This window comes from Mycobacterium europaeum, assembly GCF_034555895.2.
In the GTDB taxonomy this organism is placed as follows: Bacteria; Actinomycetota; Actinomycetes; order Mycobacteriales; family Mycobacteriaceae; genus Mycobacterium; species Mycobacterium europaeum.
The window spans coordinates 1,798,526-1,817,478 of the sequence record NZ_CP157315.1 but is presented as its reverse complement, the minus strand read 5'-3'; the positions used below and the strand labels follow the sequence as shown (position 1 = coordinate 1,817,478).

Below are 18,953 nucleotides of genomic sequence, written 5' to 3'. Positions count from 1 at the left end.
GCGGCGGCACGTGCCCACCGCACGCTTATCCTGGCCGAAATGGCCGAACTGTCCCGCGCGGAACTGCGCTCCCGCCTTGACGGTCTGACCACCCGCGACGCCGCGCGCCTGGGCAGGCTCCTGAAGAAGGTGCGCGACGCCGATCCCAACAAACTCCGGCACGTCGCCGAGCAGATCGCCCGGGCCGAGGCGCTCGTCGCCGCCCGGCACGCCGCGGTGCCCAACGTCACCTATCCCGACCTGCCCGTCAGCGCGCGGCGCCAGGAGATCGCCGACGCGGTCCGGGCCAACCAGGTGGTGGTGGTCGCCGGCGAGACCGGTTCGGGCAAGACCACGCAGCTGCCCAAGATCTGCCTGGAGGCCGGCCGGGGCGTCCGCGGAACCATCGGGCACACCCAGCCCCGGCGGCTGGCCGCCCGCACGGTCGCGCAGCGCATCGCCGACGAACTGGGCAGCCCCCTGGGCGAGACGGTCGGCTACACCGTCCGGTTCACCGATCAAGTCAGCGACCGAACCCTGGTCAAGCTGATGACCGACGGCATCCTGCTGGCCGAGATCCAGCGCGACCGCCGCCTGCTGCGCTACGACACGCTGATCCTCGACGAGGCGCACGAGCGCAGCCTGAACATCGATTTCCTGCTGGGTTACCTGCGCGAGCTGCTGCCACGCCGCCCCGACCTGAAAGTGATCGTCACCTCGGCGACCATCGAGCCCCGACGCTTCGCCGACCACTTCGGCGGAGCGCCCGTCGTCGAGGTGTCCGGGCGCACGTACCCGGTGGAGATCCGGTACCGGCCGCTCGAAGTGCCCGTGCCCAGCGGTCCCGACGATGATCCCGACGACCCCGACCACGAGATCGTGCGCACCGAGACCCGTGACGAGGTAGAGGCGATCGTCGACGCGATCGGTGAGCTCGAGGCCGAGCCGCCCGGCGATGTCCTGGTGTTCCTCTCGGGTGAGCGCGAAATCCGCGACACCGCTGAGGCTTTGGGCGGGCTGAAACACACCGAGGTGCTACCGCTGTACGCCCGGCTGCCGACCGCCGAGCAGCAGAAGGTGTTCGCGCCGCATACCGGGCGCCGTGTCGTGCTGGCGACCAATGTCGCCGAGACGTCGCTGACCGTGCCCGGCATCCGCTACGTCGTCGACCCGGGCAACGCCCGCATCTCGCGCTACAGCCGCCGCCTCAAGGTGCAGCGGCTGCCGATCGAACCGATCTCCCAGGCGTCGGCCGCACAGCGGGCGGGCCGCTGCGGCCGGGTGGCGGCCGGCGTGTGCATCCGCCTTTACTCCGAGGAGGACTTCGCGGGCCGTCCGCGCTACACCGACCCCGAGATCCTGCGGACCAACCTCGCGGCGGTGCTGTTGCAGATGGCGGCGCTGGGACTCGGCGAGGTCGAGAGCTTTCCGTTCCTCGACCCGCCGGACCGGCGCAGCATCCGCGACGGCGTGCAACTGCTGCAGGAATTGGGCGCGTTCGACGCCCACGGCGCCATCACCGAACTCGGCCGCCGCCTGGCACGGCTGCCGGTCGATCCCCGGCTGGGCCGGATGATTCTGCAGGCCCAGACCGAGGGATGTGTGGCGGAGGTGCTGGTGCTGGCCGCGGCGCTGACCATCCACGACCCGCGGGAGCGGCCCACCGACCGCGAGGACGCGGCCCGGCAGAAGCATGCCCGCTTCGCCGACGAGAATTCCGACTTCCTGTCCTACCTGAACCTCTGGAGCTACCTACGGGATCGGCGTAAGACCCTGTCGGGCAACGGCTTCCGGCGGATGTGCCGGGATGAGTTCCTGCATTACCTGCGCATCCGGGAGTGGCAGGACTTGGTCGGGCAATTGCGCAGCATCGCCCGCGACCTCGGCATCGTCGAGTCCGATGAGCCGGCCGAACCCGCCCGGGTGCACGCGGCGCTGCTGGCCGGGTTGCTCTCGCACGTGGGTTTGCGCCGCGAGGACGGGCGCGAGTACCTCGGCGCGCGCAACTCGCACTTCGTCCTGGCACCGGGCTCGGCGCTCACCAAACGGCCGCCCCGGTGGGTGGTCGTGGCGGAACTGGTGGAAACCAGCCGCCTCTACGGGCGCACCGCCGCGCGCATTCAGCCCGAGGTCGTGGAGCGCGTCGCGGGCGACCTCGTACAGCGGTCCCACAGCGAACCGCACTGGGACCCCAAGCGCGGCGAGGTGATGGCCTACGAGCGGGTGACGCTGTACGGCCTGCCGCTGATTGCGCGCCGCCGCGTCGGGTACGCGCGCATCGAGCCGGCGGTGGCACGGGAGCTGTTCATCCGGCACGCCCTGGTCGAGGGCGACTGGCAGACACGCCATCACTTCTTCCGCGACAACGCGCGACTGCGCGCCGAGCTCGAAGAGCTGGAGGAACGGGCCCGCCGCCGCGACCTGCTCGTGGGCGACGACGAGGTCTACGGGCTCTACGACGCCCGCATCCCGGCCGAGGTCGTGTCGGCGCGGCACTTCGACACCTGGTGGAAAGGGCAGCGCCGCAACACGCCCGACCTCCTGACCTTCACTCGGGACGACCTGTTGCGCACCGGCGACACCGCCGACACCGAGCGGCCGACCGCCTGGCATTCGGGCGATGTCACGCTGCCCCTGACCTACCGGTTCGAACCGGGCGCCGCCGACGACGGCGTCACGGTGCACGTGCCGATCGACGTGCTCGCGCGGCTGGGTGGAGACGAGTTCGCCTGGCAGGTGCCGGCGCTGCGCGAGGAGCTGGTGACCGCCCTCATCCGCTCGCTGCCAAAAGACTTGCGCCGCAACTTCGTTCCCGCACCAGACACCGCGCGCGCCGTGCTCGCCGGGATCGATCCGGCCGGTGAGCCGCTGTTGGAAGCGCTGCAGCGCGAATTGCGGCGCCGCACCGGCGTTCTGGTGCCCTTAGACGCCTTCGACCTGGACAAGCTGCCCGCGCATCTGCGGGTGACCTTCGCCGTCGAGTCCGCCGACGGCAGCGAGATCGCACGCGGCAAGAACCTCGACGCGCTGCAACAACGGCTGGCCGCGCCCGCCCGCCGCGCGGTCGCCGGGGCGGTCGCCGCCGGGCTGGAACGGACGGGCCTGCGCGGCTGGCCCGCCGACCTCGACGCGCTGCCGCGAGTCGTCGAGCGCACGGTCGACGGACGCGCCGTACGAGGCTTTCCGGGTTTCGTCGACGCCGGTGGCGCGGTCGACCTGCGGGTGTTCGCGACATCGTTGGAACGCGACCACCTGCTGGGGCCGGGGCTGCGCCGACTGGTGCGGCTCAGTGTGGCGTCACCAGCCAAAGCCGTTGAGCGGCAACTGAGCCCACGTACCCGGCTGATACTGGGGTCGAGCCCGGATGGCACGCTGGCCGCGTTGCTCGAGGACTGCGCCGACGCGGCAGCCGACACGTTGATACCCGGGCCGGTGTGGACCCGCGACGAGTTCGACACGCTGCGCGACCGGGTCCGCGGCCATCTGGTGTCGGCGACCGCCGACATCGCGGCCCGCGTGCAGCAGGTGTTGGCCGCCGCGCAGGAAGTGCAACTGCTCCTGCCCGGCCAGCCACCACCGCCGCAGACCGACGCCATCGCCGACGTCCGCGCCCAGCTGGACCGACTCCTACCGCCGGGGTTCGTCACCGCCACCGGACGCGCCCACCTGGCCGATCTGACCCGCTACCTGGGCGCGATCCGCCGGCGCCTCGAGCGACTGCCGCACGGGCTCGACGGGGATCGAGAGCGGATGGGGCGGGTGCACGCAGTCCAGCGCGCCTACGACGAAATGCTGCGCGCGCTGCCGCCCGCGCGGCGGGCGGCAGACGACGTGCGCGACGTTGCCCGGCAGATCGAGGAATTACGCGTCAGTCTGTGGGCGCAGCAGCTGGGCACCCCGCGGCCGGTGAGCGAGCAGCGGATCTACCGCGCCATCGACGCGCTGTAGGACCGTTCGGCGGATTGTTCCCCTCCCACTCTCAACCTATAGCGCACTGGGGGGCTTGCGGCAAGGGCCGGGTGCTGCCGCACAATCGCTGGCCGAAGCCGGTTTTCGCTCATGACGGGGGTGGGGTATGTCGTCGCACAGCAACGTCGACCATGCGGTGCTGGTCGTTGGGGGAGGCCCGACGGGGCTGATGCTGGCCGGTGAGCTGGCGTTGTCGGGGGTCGATGTGGCGATCGTCGAGCGGCGCGCCGACCAGAATCTCGTCGGCGCCCGCGCCGGGGGTCTGCATGCGCGCACCATCGAGGTCCTCGATCAGCGCGGGATCGCCGATCGGTTCCTCGCCCGGGGCCGGGTCGCCCAGGTCGCCGGGTTCTCCCAGATTCGGCTGGACATCAGCGACTTTCCCACCCGGCATCCGTACGGTCTCGCGCTGTGGCAGAACGAGATCGAACGGATACTCGCCGACTGGGTGCATGAGCTGGGGGTGCGGTTCTACCGCGGATGCGAGGTGAGGGGCCTCGCCCAACAGGCCGGCGCCGTGGACATCGCGTTGTCCAACGGCCGATCCCTGCGAGGGGAATACCTGGTGGGCTGCGACGGCGGACGCAGCGCGGTCCGCAAGACCGCCGGCATCGAGTTTGCCGGCTGGGAGCCGACCACCAGCTACCTGCTCGCCGAGGTCGAAATGGATACCGGGACAGGGGATTCGCCGGTGTGGGGCATCCGCCACGACGCGATCGGCGTTCATTCCCTGGCGGCGGTCGACGACGGGCGGGTGCGCGTCATGGTCACCGAACGGCGCCTGGGCCCCGCCGGCGAACCCACGCTAGGCGATCTGAGCGAGGCACTCACCGCCGTCTATGGGACCGACTACGGGATCCACAGCCCCGCTTGGCTTTCCAGGTTCACCGACATGGCGCGGCAGGCCGCAACCTATCGCGCCGGACGCACCCTGGTGGCCGGTGACGCCGCGCATGTCCATCACCCGATCGGCGGACAGGGCCTCAATACCGGCCTGCAGGACGCGGTCAATCTGGGATGGAAGCTGGGACAGGTGGTCAACGGGACGTCACCCGACAGCCTGCTCGACACCTACCACGCAGAGCGGCACCCGGTCGCCGCCCGGGTGCTGCGCAACGCGATCGCGCAGATGGCGCTTCTTCGCCCGGACGACCGCACCAAGGCCTTGCGCGACACGATGTCCGATCTCCTCGAGATGGACGAACCCCGCACGCGGTTCGCCGGCATGATGTCCGGCCTGGACGTCCGCTACGACCTGGGCGACGGGCACCCGCTGCTCGGACGCCGCATGCCCGATCTCGACCTGATGACCGACGACGGCCCGCTGCGCGTGTTCACGCTGCTCCACCGGGCCCGACCCGTGTTGCTCAACCTCGGTGAACCCGGCCGATTCGACATCGCACCCTGGGCGGACCGGGTCCGACGGATCGACGCGGAATATGCGGGCGCCTGGGAGCTTCCGGTGGTCGGCGCGGTCGCCGCCGTCGACGCGGTGCTGATTCGGCCCGACGGACACGTGGCCTGGGTGGAAGGGTGCAGCGGTTCCCCGCTTGGCGACGCGCTGACCGCCTGGTTCGGCGCCCCGCGTGGCTCCTAGGTTCTAGTCCGGCGGTTCATCGCCCGAGCCGCGGGTGGGGGCGCGTTCCCGGTCGCTGGGCCTGCCGGCAACGCCCTCGGCCTCCCGGTCGTCGGCCACCTTCTCCTCAAGCTGGTCGACGATGTCCTCCAGCTCCTGAGAATGACCGCGTAGGTCTTTGTCCGGTTTCGTCATGTCGCTTCCCGTTGACTGTGGTCGGGTACCGCCCCGTCGGTATCCAGTACCCCCTCAGCCGGGCGGTAACCCGATCGGTGCCAGTGACGGGCGCGACATAACGCCGCGGCGATGGAAGTATCGAAATTGTGGCCGACAAGAAACCGCAGACCATCTCTTATCCGGCGGCTGATGGGCGTCCGCGCCGACACCAGACCGAACGACTCGACCCCCACGTCATCGTCCTGTTCGGCGCGACGGGGGATCTGGCCAAACGCAAGCTGATCCCCGGCCTGGCCTATCTGGACCAGTCCGAGCTCGCACCCGACATCCACATCGTCGCAACGTCGCTGGAAGAACTCAGTGACGATGAATTCCGCGAGATCGCCAAAGACGCGATCGAATCGTTCGGCACGCACAAGCTCACGCCCGACCAGTGGACCAACTTCGCGAAGATCGTCACCTATGTCCCACAGGGCGCCGGGCCGGAAGCACTGGCCGCGGCGGTCGCCGACGCCGAGGCCGAACTCGGTCCGGACGTCCGGCGTCTGCATTACCTGTCGGTGCCGCCGAAAGCCGCCCGCCAAGTCATCACCATGCTGAGCGACGCCAAGCTCGTCGAGCGCTCCAGGGTGGTGATGGAGAAGCCGTTCGGGACCGACTACGCCAGTGCGGTGGCGCTCAACGACTTCGTGCACGAAACGTTCGAGGAATCCCAGATCTTCCGCATCGACCACTTCCTGGGCAAGGAGGCCGCCCAGAACATCTTGGCGTTCCGCTTTGCCAACGGCCTGTTCGAACCGATCTGGAACCGCAACTTTATCGACCACATCCAGATCGACATCCCCGAAGCCCTCGGCCTCGATCAGCGGGCGAACTTCTACGAGGAGACCGGCGCCTACAAGGACATGGTGGTGACGCACCTGTTCCAGGTGATGGCGTTCGTGGTGATGGAGCCACCGACGGCCCTGGAACCCTTTGCCATCAGCGAAGAGAAGAACAAGGTGTTCCGCTCGATGCTGCCGGTCAAGCCTTCCGACGTGGTGCGCGGCCAGTACAACGGGTACCGCGACGAAAAGGGTGTGGCGAAGGACTCCGACACCGAGACGTTCATCGCCCTCAAGGTCGGTATCGACAACTGGCGCTGGGCCGGCGTGCCCATCTATCTCCGCACCGGCAAGAAGATGGCCGAGGGCATCCGCATCATCTCGATCGCGTTCCGTGAGGCGCCCCGGACGATGTTTCCGCCCGGCTCCGGGGTCGGGACTCAAGGCCCGGATCACCTCACCTTCGACCTCGCCGACAACTCGAAGGTGTCGCTGTCTTTCTACGGGAAGCGCCCCGGCCCGGGCATGAAGCTGGACAAGCTGTCCATGCAGTTCTCCTCGCAGGAGATCGACACCGTGGTGGACGTGCTGGAGGCGTACGAACGACTCATCCTCGACGCGATGCGAGGCGATCACACGCTGTTCACCACTGCCGAGGGCATCGAATCGTTATGGGAGCGTTCGCAGGAGCTGCTCGACGACCCTCCGCCGGCGAAGATGTATCAGCCCGGCACCTGGGGTCCCAACGCCATTCATCAACTGATCGCGCCGAACGCGTGGCGGCTGCCGTTCGAGCGGGAGTGGCGCGATCGCGGTCGTGACTGCTGAGGCCTGGTTCAGCCCCGTTCGGCGCTGATGTAGGTGATGGCGTGCCGGAACGCCTTGACGATCTCATTGTCCGGAACGGCGAAGCCGTAGTCGGCGTACAGCCGCTCGGTGGGGTGGGGGGTGACGACCCAGCCGGTGGCGGCGAGGTGATCCCCGGCGGGTTGGCGTTCCCCGTGCCACACCAGTTCGGCGACGTCGATGTCCAGCCCGTGCTTGCGCCAGGTGGTGCGCATCGCGCGGGCGCGCTCGTCGGTGAACACGCCCATGTCGGTGATGTTCTCGGTGGCCAGCCGGCTGCCCGGTGCGCTGAGGGCGGAGATGTTGTCCAAGAGCCGGTCCTGGGCCTGCGGCGGCAGGTAGGGGAGCAGACCTTCAGCGATCCAGGCCGTGGCAGCGGCAGGATCGAAGCCATTGTCGCGCAGAGCTTTTGGCCAGTCGTCGCGCAGGTCGATACCGACGGTCCGACGTTCGGCGGTCGGTTCGGCCCCGAGCCGGGCCAGCGTGCCACCTTTGAACGCGATGACCTCGGGCTGATCGACCTCGTAAACCACCGTGCCCGCCGGCCACGGCAACCGGTAGGCACGAGCGTCAAGCCCGGCCGCCAGGATGACGGCCTGACGTGTGCCGGCGGCGGTCGCCGACGTCAGGAAGTCATCGAAAAACCTGGTGCGCACGGCAATCTGCTCGCGACGCTGCTGCAGCGTCAGCGGCATGTCGTCGCTCTCGAGCGGGATTTCGCCGTCCAGCATGCGGACGAAGAACGGGTGTCCGACCGCGCGCACCAACGGATCGGCGAACCGGTCGTCGAGCAGCGGATCCGGCGCCCGGGACGCCAGCGCTCGGGACGCGGCAATCATCGTGGCGGTCGCCCCGACGCTGGAAGCCAAATCCCAGCTGTCACCTTCGGTGCGCGCTGAACCAAGCGTTGACATTCGCCGCTCCCTCCGGGGATTCGGCCGCCGCGGCGGCCGATTCGCGTTTGGGCGGTTCACCGCAGACCAGCCGCGCGGCGGAACCACCCGAATCGAAGGGTACTTTCTGCCTATGCCGCCTCACCAAGCACCCACCGAGCTCGACCACAGGAAGCGAATCACTTGATGGCACCCACGCTGCGCCCGCGTCGCTCGGCCTTGTACCTGCCGGGCAACAAGCCCCGGGCGTTGGAGAAGGGAAAATCGCTGGCCGCCGACGTGGTCATCTTCGACCTCGAGGACGCGGTGGGCCCCGACGCCAAGGCCGATTCGCGGGCGACGGTGTGCGACGCGATCTCGTCGGGCGGATACCGGCCCCGGGAGGTCGTCGTGCGCATCAACGGTGTGGACACCGAGTGGCACGACGCGGACCTGACGGCCGTGGCGGGCTCGACCGCCGACGGGGTGCTGGTGCCGAAGGTCGAGTCGGGCGAGCAGGTTCGAGCGCTGGCCGCGACGCTGGACAGGCTGCACGCGCCGGAATCGTTGCGGCTGTGGGTGATGATCGAAACGCCGCGGTCCTTCCTGAGGGTCGAGGAGATCGCCTCGGCGAGCGATCGATTGGCGGCGATGGTGGTCGGCACCAACGACCTGGTGAACGATTTGCACGGCTTGCACGTGCCCGGGCGCGCGCCCGTCGTGCCCGCGCTGGCGTTGGCGGTGCTGGGAGCCAGGGCGGCCGGCAAGGTGATTCTGGACGGCGTGTTCAACGACATCACCGACGAAGACGGCTTTCGCGCCGAGGCTCGGCAAGGACGCGAAATGGGTTTCGACGGCAAGAGTTTGATCCATCCTTCCCAGATCGCCCCGGCCAACGACCTGTTCGGGCCCTCGGAACGGGAGCTCACCGACGCCCGCAAGGTTGTCGCGGCCTACGAGGAGGCGCGGGCCGCGGGCACCAGTGTCATCACGGTGGACGGTCGGATGATCGAAAGCCTGCACGTCCGCAACGCCGAGCGGATCCTTGCCCTGGCCGACCTCATCGCGGAACTGGCCGCCGCCCCCTAGGCGCCGAGCCCAGGAGCCAAGCGGCTCACTGCTTGTCGACTCTGGCCGCGAGCTGACCGGCGAGCTTGGTCGCCGAGTCCACGGGGTTCTTGCGGACGACGCCGACATCGATCGCGAGGTTGTTGCGTACCGTCAGCGCGCGCTGGCAGGTCATGGTCAGCAGGACGTTGCCGTTGTCGCGCAGTGTCATCGTCAAAGTGGTGCTCAGCATGCCGTTGGTGTTCGAGACCGGCCCCACCTGCCACCCCGTCTCCGGGCTGTCCGGCCCGGCCGGGGTGGTGAACTGGCGGTTGGCGCACGCCGGCCAGCGCTGCGCCGAGGTGGTGAAGAAGGCATTCGCCTCCTTGGCTGACGGGAACAGCACCAGCACCTGGCTCACCTCGGGGTCCGGCTCGTCGGAGTTCGGCGGTAGCGAGGCGACCTCATCGTCGGTGCTGGCCGCGGTGTAGCCGCTGCCGGCATAGACGGGCGCTTCCCCGGGGCCGATGGCGAAGATGCAGTCGTCGGGGAATTTCCACCCAGCGGGCCACTGCTGCTTCGCGTTGTCGTCTTGGAGCTTGTCGGTCTTTTCCTTGCTCTTGGATCCGGTGACGCCCAACGCGCCGTCGATATCCGCCGACGAGAGCAGGAGGCCGGGCAGCGCGGCTTGCGCGACCGGGGGCCGCGACGAGGTCGTGGTCGACGCCCCCGGGCCGCCCCCGCCGCCGCCGCATGCCGCGACCAGGAGTGCGATGGCCGCGGCGGAGACTGCGGTTGGTATTCGGCGCATTCGCTTCTCACTTCGTTGTCGCGTAGGGGCCTCGGACTTCCGCGCGGCCCCCACCTGCGCGGGCCGAAGCCCGAGAGTGGACGGAAGCATATCCGCTGCGACAGCAAATTGCGTGAACTCGCACAAAACAACCGTCGACTCAATGCTGGAGCACCCGCGGTCGGGGCCACAGACGTGGTCGCCCATGCCGATTCCCCGCCGGGAAGATGGGGCTCGGCGCACCGCCAGCGCAGAAAGATTCGCAGTTCAAGGGTTTCCTACGTCAACAAAAGAGGAGGGCAAGAATCCCCTCGACTCGGACCAACCGAAAAGCCTCCGACGCGAACCATGAGTGAAAGTGGGCCCAGCTGTTGCAAACCGCCGATAAGCCGCACCCAGCAAACACTATGTTGCGATAAAAAGCCGCGGGGTGTTCGAATGGCACCGTCGGACGCGCAGGCCGGTCCGCCCCGACGGGAACCCATATCCGCCGGGCGCGCCACCTCCGCATGACCGAATGGGTTGCGCCGACGCGCGTTCGCATACGCAGTGCCCTACCGTGATCGCGAGGGGGACAGGCCGCCCTCTCGCGGCGCCGGTCTCGCGGCCCGGGCCGAGGGATCAACGGTGACCACGCGGTAGGTTGAACGCGGTCCCGGACGATCCGAGAGGAGACACCTTGCGTCACACCCCGGCCATGACCGAGGCCGACCGCACCTGGATGGTCGACACGCTGCTCGCGCTGCTACAGACGCCGAGTCCGGCGGGGCGGACGGACGCGGTGATGCAGCTCATCGGTGACATCTTCGACGACTTCGGCGTGCCGTTCTCGCTCACGCGCCGCGGCGCGCTGACCGCCGAACTGCCCGGAGAATCGGCGACCACCGACCGCGCGCTGGTGGTTCACGCCGACACGATCGGCTGTATGGTGCGCCGACTCAAGGACAACGGCCGACTCGAGGTGGTTCCGGTCGGCACGTTCTCGGCCCGGTTCGCCGCGGGCGCCCGGGTCCGCATCTTCTCCGATGACCCCGACGAATTCATCACCGGCACGGTGATGCCACTCAAGGCCAGTGGGCACGCGTTCGGTGACGAGATCGACCTGCAGCCCACCGACTGGGAACACGTCGAGGTCCGCGTCGACCGCAAGGTGTCCTCGCGGGAGGACCTGATCCGTCTCGGGCTGCAGATCGGCGACTTCGTCGCCTTCATCGCCAGCCCCGAACTGACCGCCGACGGCTACATCGTTTCCCGCCACCTCGACGGCAAGGCGGGTGTCGCGATCGCGCTCGCGCTGGCCAAGAATTTCGCCGAGAACAAACTGGTGTTGCCGCATCGCACCATGGTCATGATCACCATCACCGAGGAGGTCGGCCACGGGGCGAGCCACGGCCTGCCCGCTGATGTGGCCGAGTTGGTGTCGGTGGACAACGCGGTGTGCGCGCCGGGCCAGCACTCCATCGAGGATGGCGTGACGATCCCGATGGCCGACTTGCACGGGCCGTTCGACTACCACCTGACCCGGAAGTTGTGCCGGCTCGCCGATGAGCAGGGCATCCCGTACGCGCGCGACGTGTTTAGGTTCTACCGCTCAGACGCCGCGGCGGCGATCGAGGCGGGCGCGGGCACGCGGGCCGCGCTCGTGGGTTTCGGGCTCGACGGCAGCCACGGCTGGGAGCGCACGCATCTGGACTCGCTACAGGCGGTGTACTGCCTGCTGCACTCCTGGCTGCAGACGCCACTGACCTTCGCCAAATGGGACGCCAAGCCGTCGGGCAAGCTGCGGGACTTCCCGTCGTCCAAACAGCCCGCGCCGAGCGAGCGGTGGGTGCCGCTGGCCCGCGGGGAGCACGATTCACCCGGCGAGGCGTCGCCGGGTTCGGTGTGGCCGCCCTCGGAGGGACCCCAGGCCTGAGGCGCTTCACCACAGCGCACTGTGGTTGACCAGCGCGTCGGCCACCAGACCGATGCCGAAGACCAGGAACAAGAGCCGCACCGACATCGGGCCGTAGCGCGTGAGGGCACGCACGAGGCTGCGCTGAATGCGCTTGGCTCGCATGGTTTTCCTCATCGAGAGGGCGAGGATCAGCAGCGGTGGGGAAAGCGCGATCGCCCAGTAGACCAAGATGATCAACGGCCAGAGCGGCGGCCTCGGGTGTAGGGCGACGAGCATGGTCAAGGCGGTGAGATAGGGGATGGCGGTTGGCGCTTGGCCGCTACCGACCGCCAACCCGAGGAATCCGAGCAACCACGGGCGCTGGCGCATCGCCGCCAGCGCCCAGCCGGGAGCCGATGATTGCGCGGTCAGCGGGAAGTAGGCCAGGCCGGCCAGCACCACGCCGAGCACCAGCTCGCCGCGAAAACGGATGGCCGGTGTCACGTGGAAGCCGACGGCGTGAGTCAAGAAGCTCAGACCCAGCACCGTGCACACCCCGAACGTGGTCGTCACGGCGAACACGCCCGCGACGAAGCTCAGGGCGCCCGGAACCGGCGATCGGCGACTCAACCGGCTGTCGAAGATGACCGCCGAAACCACACCCAGGTTGAGGACGTTCAACGAATCGAGAAACGCCAGGCCGGCAAGCGCCAGCACCAGAGCACCCACGTGCCAGAGCCCCGCTTACCGTGCGGTCTCGCGCGGCGCGCACATCCAAGCGGCGATCATGCTGCAGACAATACGAGGCAAAGACCCACCTGTCTGTCTGAGGCTGCGCGCCTCGGGCTGGGCGGATAGATCACCGCCGCGGTTCGTCTCGGTTTCGATCCGGTCACACGGCATGGGGCACCACGGATTTCGATGTCGCGCATTCGAGAATGCCAGACATGAGGCAGACCCCGGGGGCCGTCGGTGGCGCGTGAATTCTCCCGCCAGACCTTCCTTCGGGGTACCGCCGGAGCGTTGGTCGCCGGTGCGGTCCTGGGCCCGGGACGGGCGACGGCCGCCCCGAATCCTACCGGGTGGGAGGGTCTTTCCACCGCCATCGGTGGACAGGTGCTCCTGCCGAACAACGGCGCGTTCGGCGCAGCCAAGCAGGTCTTCAACACCAACTACAACGGCTCGACGCCCGCGGCGATCGTCACCCCGACCTCGCCGGCGGACGTGCAGAAGGCCATGGCGTTCGCCGCGGCGCACAACCTGAAGGTGGCCCCGCGCAGCGGCGGGCATTCCTACATCGGCGCGTCCACGGCGAACGGCGTCATGGTGCTCGACCTGCGCCAGCTGCCGGGGGGAATCAACTACGACGCCGCCACCGGGCACATCACCGTGACGCCCGCGACGAGTCTGTACGCGATGCACGAGGCGTTGGCCGGCGCGGGCCGGGGCATCCCGACCGGCACCTGCCCGTCGGTCGGCGCCTCAGGGCATGCCCTGGGCGGGGGACTGGGCGCCAATTCCCGCCGCGCCGGTCTGCTCTGCGACCAATTGGTTTCGGCCTCGGTGGTACTGCCCGGTGGTCAGGCGGTGACCGCGTCCAACGCCAGCAACCCCGACCTGTTCTGGGGCTTGCGCGGTGGCGGCGGCGGCAACTTCGGCGTTACCACCTCGCTGACGTTTGCGACCTTCCCGACCACCGATCTCGACGTGGTGAACCTCAACTTTCCACCCGAGTCGTTTGCGCAGGTTCTGGTGGGTTGGCAGAACTGGCTACGCACCGCCGACCGGAACAGCTGGGCGCTGGCCGACGCCACCGTCGACGCGATGGGAACCCATTGCCGCATCATGGCGACCTGCCCGGTCGGCTCCGGGAGCAGCGTCGGGGCCGCCATCACGAAAGCCGTTGGGGTGCAACCCTCGGCGACCGAAAACCACACCTTCAACTATCTGGATCTGGTGAGGTATCTGGCCGTCGGCAACCTCAACCCCTCACCACTCGGGTATGTCGGCGGATCCGACGTGCTGCCCGTCGTCAACGCGGCCACCGCCCAGGGGATCGCCAGGGCCGTCGAGGCATTCCCCCGCGGGGCCGGGCGCATGTTGGCGATCATGCACGCGCTCGACGGCGCCCTCGCCGACGTGGCGCCGGGCGCCACGGCATTCCCGTGGCGCCGGCAGTACGCACTGGTGCAGTGGTACGTCGAAACCGGCGATGCGGCGGCGGCGACCAACTGGCTCAGCACCGCACACCAAGCCGTGCAACCGTATTCGGTCGGCGGTTATGTGAACTACGTCGAGGCGAGCCAGCCCGCGTCGCGGTATTTCAGCTCGAACCTGGCCCGGTTGACCGCCGTGCGCCAGAAATACGATCCCAATCGAATCATGTTCTCGGGACTCAACTTCTGACATTGCTCGAACGCGTGACAGCAATGACCGTCAGATGTGGTCGGCGAGTTCATCGAGTAGAGCGCGATTCAAAGCAAAGGCCACATTCACCTCGTCGACAATGCGATCGACGTCGTTCACTTTGAGGCCGAGTGCATCAAGGCGGACGCGGTAGGAGTCTTTGTACGGTTTGGCCCGCACCGGAAATTCGTAAAACGCGAGCCCGGCACCGCGAAGACCGAACTTGCGATCGAGGGCCTTACCGATGACCCGCCCGCCGGAAAGGTCTCCGAGATAGCGCGTGTAGTGGTGGGCCACCAGCGATCCACCCCACGTCAGGGTGGCGATTCGCTCGCCGTATGCCATCGCGGCGGGGGAGTCGACCTCGTGGGTGGCTCCGGGCCGCCAATGCTCGAGGTCGGCGTCGATGGCCCCGAGGCGCTCCAGCGCCGGGTCGTAGACGGCGGCGACCGTGGGGTCGTTGCGGCGGGCCCGGATGGCGTCTTCCAGGGCGGCGTAGACCACCCGTAACCGAAGCAGGTACTCGGAATAGCCGCGAGCGTTAACCCGGCCGGCGAGCAATTCGGATATGAAAGCGCTTTGCTCGGCGGCGACGTGCTCCGCCGCCGACCCGTCCTTCATCGCGACCGATAAGCGGCGGGGTGTCGAGTCGGCGATAGGGCGCATGTCCAGCTCAGCCTACCTTGGTGACTGCGGGGCCGCGCCCCGGTACCGCGCTCGTGGCGGCCCCACGGCATTGGGGGACAAGGGGTTTGGTGCGTCGACCTAGCTCGAGGCGCTGAGGATCTTGATCGCGAAAACCAGCGAGTCGCCCGGCCGGATCCCCGCGCTGGGCTGACCGTTCGGGTAACCATCCGCCGGAGTCATCGCGACGGCCACTGTGGAGCCGACCTTCTGGCCCGCGATGGCCTTCTGGAAGCCCGGCACGACACCGTTGAGCGGGAAGTCGATGGGGGCGCCCCGCTGGTAGCTGCTGTCGAAGACGGACCCGTCACGTCCGTTGACACCCATGTAGCAGACGGAAACCGTGGCAGTGCCCGGCACCACCGGTCCGTTTCCGGCGTGCAGCGTATGGACCTGGGTCTGCGTGACGCTGAACGGCACTGTCACATCCACCCGAGGAGCCGTCGTATCCGTGGATCCGGTGACCGCGACGCTGCCGGTGGCCCCGGTAAGCGTCCAGTCGGGGGTTCCACCGCTCGGTGGTGCCGCGGTTGGGCACGAGCCGGCTGCGGTGGCGTCGTTCGACGCAGCGATCGCCAGGACGGTCGCCGCGACGCAGGCCGCGACGGAGGAATACACCAGGGAGGACTTCACGGGCGTCACGCTACAGCCCGTGATTGTGCGCGCCGGTGGTGCGGGCGGCCTTTTCGGGATTTCGTTATTCTTCAGGTTCGCGCCGCCGTGGACCCGGCAGCAATCGGCGGCCTGCGCTGAACGGAGCGAATGAGGTGCCCTCACCTCGCTGGCCGGCCCCGCTCGTCGTTTCCCTGATGGCCGGCGCCGCTCTGGTTGCCAACGCCGCGCACTCGGTCTATTGCCCCGGCAACGTGTGCGATGCCCCCACCCTTTGCGCCTGACGGCGCATCGGGCACAGAACGCCCTGTCGCGCTGGGCTGTCGCACGCTAGCGGCGCCCGGGTCCCGTCGGGCCACCGGCACCACTTCGGATCGCCGAAGCGGCTGACCACACAAGGCAACGGGGGGCAAGGGGGCTTCCGGTCGAGCGGCGACTGGCAAACACGCCAACATTGAGCAGAACCGCTCGTGGGCTGTGCCATGGCCATATCCTGCTTGCATCGCCACCCGACCGATCGAGGGCAACGTTGTCACTGACAAGAAGCCGACAAGCGCTGGTCGTGTTGGCGACTATCGGCCTTCTCGTCTTCGCGGCCATGTTGTTCGGCGCGGGCGGCGCCTCGCGTCGCGCGGTTATCGCCTCGGCGGGGACTGTCATCGGTGGCGCATTCGCCGCCGGATGTTCGATCAGCGCCGCCCGCAGATCTCGAGGCCGTCAACGGTTTGCGTGGACCGTCATGTCGATCGCCTTGGTCGGTTGGACGGCCGGCCAAGCGTTGTGGTTTTTCGTCGCCCTGCGTGGCGTGCTTTCGGCCGCGGATCTCTCGGCGGCCAACATCGGCTACCTGATTTTGCCGGTGTGCGCGATACTCGCCGCCGTTGCGATTCCCAGTCGGGACGATTCCCGATTCGGAATCGGCCTCGTACTCGACGGCATCCTCATCACCGCGTCGCTGTTGGTTGTTTTCGTTCTCCTTCCGGTGGGTCACCCGGCGCGCCACTCAGAGATCCTGAGCGTTCCGCGGATCCTGTTGGCAACTGCCGCGGGCGTCTATATGGCGCTGGTCGCCATGAGCTTCATCATCGCGAGGAGGGCCGAGGCGGGCCGTAAGCTTTCGCCAACGCTGATGACGCTGGGCTGGGGAGTCATCGCGGCGGCCGGCATAGTCCACGTCTACCGGGATTACGCCGACCAGACACCCGACGACTTCGTCCTCCTTGGCTGGGCCGGTGGGATGTACTTCTTCGCACTGTCCGGAATCACTTCTCATCCAACGCCGGAACCCGACCTCGGGTTTTCGCGCCCCTCGTCGCGGGCGGCACTGTGGCTGCCGTACCTGGCGGTGCTGCTGGCCATCGTCGTTGGCGCCGTGCACTTTTGGCCCGCATACCGGGGCGAGGCCTTCATCTTCCTGGTGTGTGTGGTGCTATTCCTCACCACCCTCGTCCGCCACATCGCGCTGCTGGACCGAAAGCAGCGCTTGCTCGTCGCGATGTCTGACGCCGCACTGCGGGACCCGACAACTGGCTTGGCGAATCACCGACTCTTCGACGACCGCCTTGCGCACGCGCTGCGCTTACACGTTCACCACGGCGTGCCCGTCAGCGTCCTTGCGGTGGGTGTAGACGATTTCAAGCTGGTCAACGACGCGCTCGGCGAGGACGTGGGCGACCAACTATTGCACGGCGTCGGCGAGCGGATCCAGGCCAACACCACCGACAGCCACACCGTTGCGCGGATCGGCGGCAACGAATTCGCCGTCTTGGTCGAAGACCGTCCCGACGCGGCCGCGCGGGTTGCCAACGAGCTGGCCCGATCGTTCCGGGAGCCCGTCGAGATCGACAACCACCGCCTGGACGTTCGCGTGAGCATCGGCGTGGCGTCGGCCGGAACAGGTACCACCGGCGCTCCGACATCGGGCGATCTCCTCAGGCAGGCCGAAGCGGCTCGCTCCCATGCCCAGCTGGCGAGCGCCAACAACGTGTGGACCTTCACCGCTGGGATGGACGCCGGGCTCGGCGAGCCCCCGGCATACGAGGGCGCCATCGCCCGACTGCAACTACTCGGAGAACTGCGACGCGCCATCGAGAACGGCTCGCTCACCCTGCTATACCAGCCGAAGTTCAGCATGTGGACCGGTTCCATCAGCGGGGTAGAGGCGCTCGTCCGCTGGCAGCACCCGCAATTCGGCGTGCTGGAGCCCGACAAGTTCTTGCCCCTCGCCCGCGAGCACGGGCTGATGGACGCCCTCACCGACCTGGTGCTCGCACGAGCCGTCGCTGATGCTGCCACCTGGTACCGGGCGAACGTCGCGATCCCGGTCGCGATCAATCTGGGGGCACCCTCGGTCAACCAGGATTCGCTGCCCGATCGCATCATGTCCGTGCTCGACACCTACGCTATGTCTCCCAGTTCCCTCACGATCGAGATCACCGAGGAATTGGTCGTCGCCGACCTGGCGAAGGCACGCACAGTGCTCAATCGTCTTCGGGAGAACGGCATCCGGGTGGCGATCGACGACTTCGGCAGTGGCTACGCCACCCTGACGTATCTGCGTGAGCTGCCGGCCGATGAAGTCAAACTCGGCCATGAATTCATCGCACCGATCCTGCACGACGACCGCGCCGCCACCATCGTGCGCTCGGTGATCGAGTTGGCGTCGGGGTTCGGCATCACCACGGTTGCCGAGGGCGTCGAAGACTACGCAACGGCCCGGCGGCTCAGGGAATACGGTTGCGACGCCGTACAGGGAAACTTCTTCTGCCCGCCGCTACCAGCTTCCGAGATCCCGCGAGTCCCCGCGAACTCGACACTCGCGACGCAGTAGGTCGGCGCCTGCGCGTTGAGCGGGCTCTTGACCAGCATGCCGGGGCTCGGTTCGATGAGGATTAGCACGAGGGGAGGCCCACGATGAGGATGTTCGTTCGCCGGCTCGTCGTCGCCGCCGTGATCGCGTCCGCGTCGATGGCCGCCGTGGCGATCGCGACGCCGGCGGTGAGTTCGGCCGACTGTGCGGACGGCGAGTGGTGGGATCCGACGGGAAAGGTTTGCCGGCCGCTCGGGGTCGGACCACAACCGTTGGCTTGTGAGCCGGGCCAGTGGTGGGACCCGACGGCTAACGTATGCCGGCCACTGGGCGTCGGGCCGCAACCGCTCGCGTGCGACAACGGCTGGTGGTGGGACCCGGGCGCCAACGAATGCCGTCCCCCCGTGGTGCCGCCGGCCGGCTAGAAAGCACATCGCTGCGGCAGATCACCCAAGGGACGTAAACCGTCCTTCGCCAGGCATGGGC

The 18,953-nt window shown here is 68.2% G+C and carries 14 protein-coding genes; 8 read left to right on the top strand and 6 right to left on the bottom strand.

Annotated elements, in window-relative coordinates:
- Positions 1–39: 39 nt before the first annotated feature.
- Together hrpA and U8D42_RS08525 are read left to right on the top strand one after the other, a co-directional pair.
- The gene (hrpA, locus tag U8D42_RS08530) at positions 40–3,927 is read left to right on the top strand and encodes an ATP-dependent RNA helicase HrpA (protein ID WP_322860713.1); all 3,888 of its coding nucleotides are present in this window, start codon (positions 40–42) and stop codon (positions 3,925–3,927) included.
- Positions 3,928–4,054: 127 nt separating this feature from the next.
- Positions 4,055–5,545 (top strand): FAD-dependent monooxygenase, encoded by a 1,491-nt coding sequence (locus tag U8D42_RS08525; RefSeq protein ID WP_322860712.1) that lies wholly within the window; start codon positions 4,055–4,057, stop codon positions 5,543–5,545.
- 3 nt (positions 5,546–5,548) lie between these two features.
- On the opposite strand, the gene U8D42_RS08520 is transcribed toward U8D42_RS08525, so the two are convergent.
- Positions 5,549–5,719 (bottom strand): hypothetical protein, encoded by a 171-nt coding sequence (locus tag U8D42_RS08520; protein WP_167542722.1) that lies wholly within the window; start codon positions 5,717–5,719, stop codon positions 5,549–5,551.
- Between the two features lie 128 nt (positions 5,720–5,847).
- Here U8D42_RS08520 and zwf point away from each other — a divergent pair, with 128 nt between their 5' ends.
- Complete coding sequence (gene zwf / locus U8D42_RS08515; protein ID WP_085239960.1) at positions 5,848–7,353, top strand: glucose-6-phosphate dehydrogenase; 1,506 nt, start codon at positions 5,848–5,850, stop codon at positions 7,351–7,353.
- Positions 7,354–7,361: 8 nt separating this feature from the next.
- On the opposite strand, the gene U8D42_RS08510 is transcribed toward zwf, so the two are convergent.
- The gene (locus U8D42_RS08510) at positions 7,362–8,285 is read right to left on the bottom strand and encodes a class I SAM-dependent methyltransferase (protein WP_322860711.1); all 924 of its coding nucleotides are present in this window, start codon (positions 8,283–8,285) and stop codon (positions 7,362–7,364) included.
- A 165-nt stretch (positions 8,286–8,450) separates the two neighbouring features.
- Between U8D42_RS08510 and U8D42_RS08505 the strand changes: the two genes are divergently transcribed.
- On the top strand, positions 8,451–9,332 hold the full coding sequence (locus tag U8D42_RS08505) for an HpcH/HpaI aldolase/citrate lyase family protein (RefSeq protein WP_322860710.1): 882 nt from the start codon (positions 8,451–8,453) through the stop codon (positions 9,330–9,332).
- A 25-nt stretch (positions 9,333–9,357) separates the two neighbouring features.
- Here the strand turns inward: U8D42_RS08505 and U8D42_RS08500 are convergent, their stop codons facing one another.
- Complete coding sequence (locus U8D42_RS08500; RefSeq protein WP_322860709.1) at positions 9,358–10,101, bottom strand: sensor domain-containing protein; 744 nt, start codon at positions 10,099–10,101, stop codon at positions 9,358–9,360.
- Positions 10,102–10,759: 658 nt separating this feature from the next.
- Here U8D42_RS08500 and U8D42_RS08495 point away from each other — a divergent pair.
- Positions 10,760–11,995: an osmoprotectant NAGGN system M42 family peptidase gene (locus U8D42_RS08495; protein ID WP_090422104.1), complete on the top strand. Its 1,236-nt coding sequence runs from the start codon at positions 10,760–10,762 to the stop codon at positions 11,993–11,995.
- Between the two features lie 6 nt (positions 11,996–12,001).
- Here U8D42_RS08495 and U8D42_RS08490 read toward each other — a convergent pair whose 3' ends face one another.
- On the bottom strand, positions 12,002–12,685 hold the full coding sequence (locus U8D42_RS08490; RefSeq protein WP_090422107.1) for a GAP family protein: 684 nt from the start codon (positions 12,683–12,685) through the stop codon (positions 12,002–12,004).
- 243 nt (positions 12,686–12,928) lie between these two features.
- On the opposite strand from U8D42_RS08490, the gene U8D42_RS08485 reads away from it, so the two are divergent.
- Positions 12,929–14,362, top strand: a complete 1,434-nt coding sequence (locus U8D42_RS08485) for an FAD-dependent oxidoreductase (RefSeq protein ID WP_322860708.1) — start codon at positions 12,929–12,931, stop codon at positions 14,360–14,362.
- A gap of 30 nt (positions 14,363–14,392) precedes the next feature.
- Here the strand turns inward: U8D42_RS08485 and U8D42_RS08480 are convergent, their stop codons facing one another.
- On the bottom strand, positions 14,393–15,028 hold the full coding sequence (locus U8D42_RS08480) for a heme oxygenase (biliverdin-producing) (RefSeq protein WP_322860707.1): 636 nt from the start codon (positions 15,026–15,028) through the stop codon (positions 14,393–14,395).
- 99 nt (positions 15,029–15,127) lie between these two features.
- Positions 15,128–15,625, bottom strand: coding sequence for an FKBP-type peptidyl-prolyl cis-trans isomerase (locus tag U8D42_RS08475; protein ID WP_322860729.1), 498 nt, complete (start codon positions 15,623–15,625; stop codon positions 15,128–15,130).
- A 772-nt stretch (positions 15,626–16,397) separates the two neighbouring features.
- Between U8D42_RS08475 and U8D42_RS08470 the strand changes: the two genes are divergently transcribed.
- Positions 16,398–18,488, top strand: a complete 2,091-nt coding sequence (locus tag U8D42_RS08470; protein ID WP_322860706.1) for a putative bifunctional diguanylate cyclase/phosphodiesterase — start codon at positions 16,398–16,400, stop codon at positions 18,486–18,488.
- A gap of 83 nt (positions 18,489–18,571) precedes the next feature.
- On the top strand, positions 18,572–18,892 hold the full coding sequence (locus tag U8D42_RS08465) for a hypothetical protein (protein ID WP_322860705.1): 321 nt from the start codon (positions 18,572–18,574) through the stop codon (positions 18,890–18,892).
- Positions 18,893–18,953 lie beyond the last annotated feature (61 nt).

What these genes read in the sequence shown, in the direction of transcription:
- U8D42_RS08480 (WP_322860707.1), bottom strand. Translation starts at nt 15,028, where the DNA reads ATGCGCCCTATCGCCGACTCGACACCCCGCCGCTTATCGGTCGCGATG.
- U8D42_RS08505 (WP_322860710.1), top strand. Translation starts at nt 8,451, where the DNA reads ATGGCACCCACGCTGCGCCCGCGTCGCTCGGCCTTGTACCTGCCGGGC.
- U8D42_RS08470 (WP_322860706.1), top strand. Translation starts at nt 16,398, where the DNA reads ATGTCGATCGCCTTGGTCGGTTGGACGGCCGGCCAAGCGTTGTGGTTT.
- U8D42_RS08525 (WP_322860712.1), top strand. Translation starts at nt 4,055, where the DNA reads ATGTCGTCGCACAGCAACGTCGACCATGCGGTGCTGGTCGTTGGGGGA.
- U8D42_RS08520 (WP_167542722.1), bottom strand. Translation starts at nt 5,719, where the DNA reads ATGACGAAACCGGACAAAGACCTACGCGGTCATTCTCAGGAGCTGGAG.
- U8D42_RS08510 (WP_322860711.1), bottom strand. Translation starts at nt 8,285, where the DNA reads ATGTCAACGCTTGGTTCAGCGCGCACCGAAGGTGACAGCTGGGATTTG.
- U8D42_RS08500 (WP_322860709.1), bottom strand. Translation starts at nt 10,101, where the DNA reads ATGCGCCGAATACCAACCGCAGTCTCCGCCGCGGCCATCGCACTCCTG.
- hrpA (WP_322860713.1), top strand. Translation starts at nt 40, where the DNA reads ATGGCCGAACTGTCCCGCGCGGAACTGCGCTCCCGCCTTGACGGTCTG.
- U8D42_RS08465 (WP_322860705.1), top strand. Translation starts at nt 18,572, where the DNA reads ATGAGGATGTTCGTTCGCCGGCTCGTCGTCGCCGCCGTGATCGCGTCC.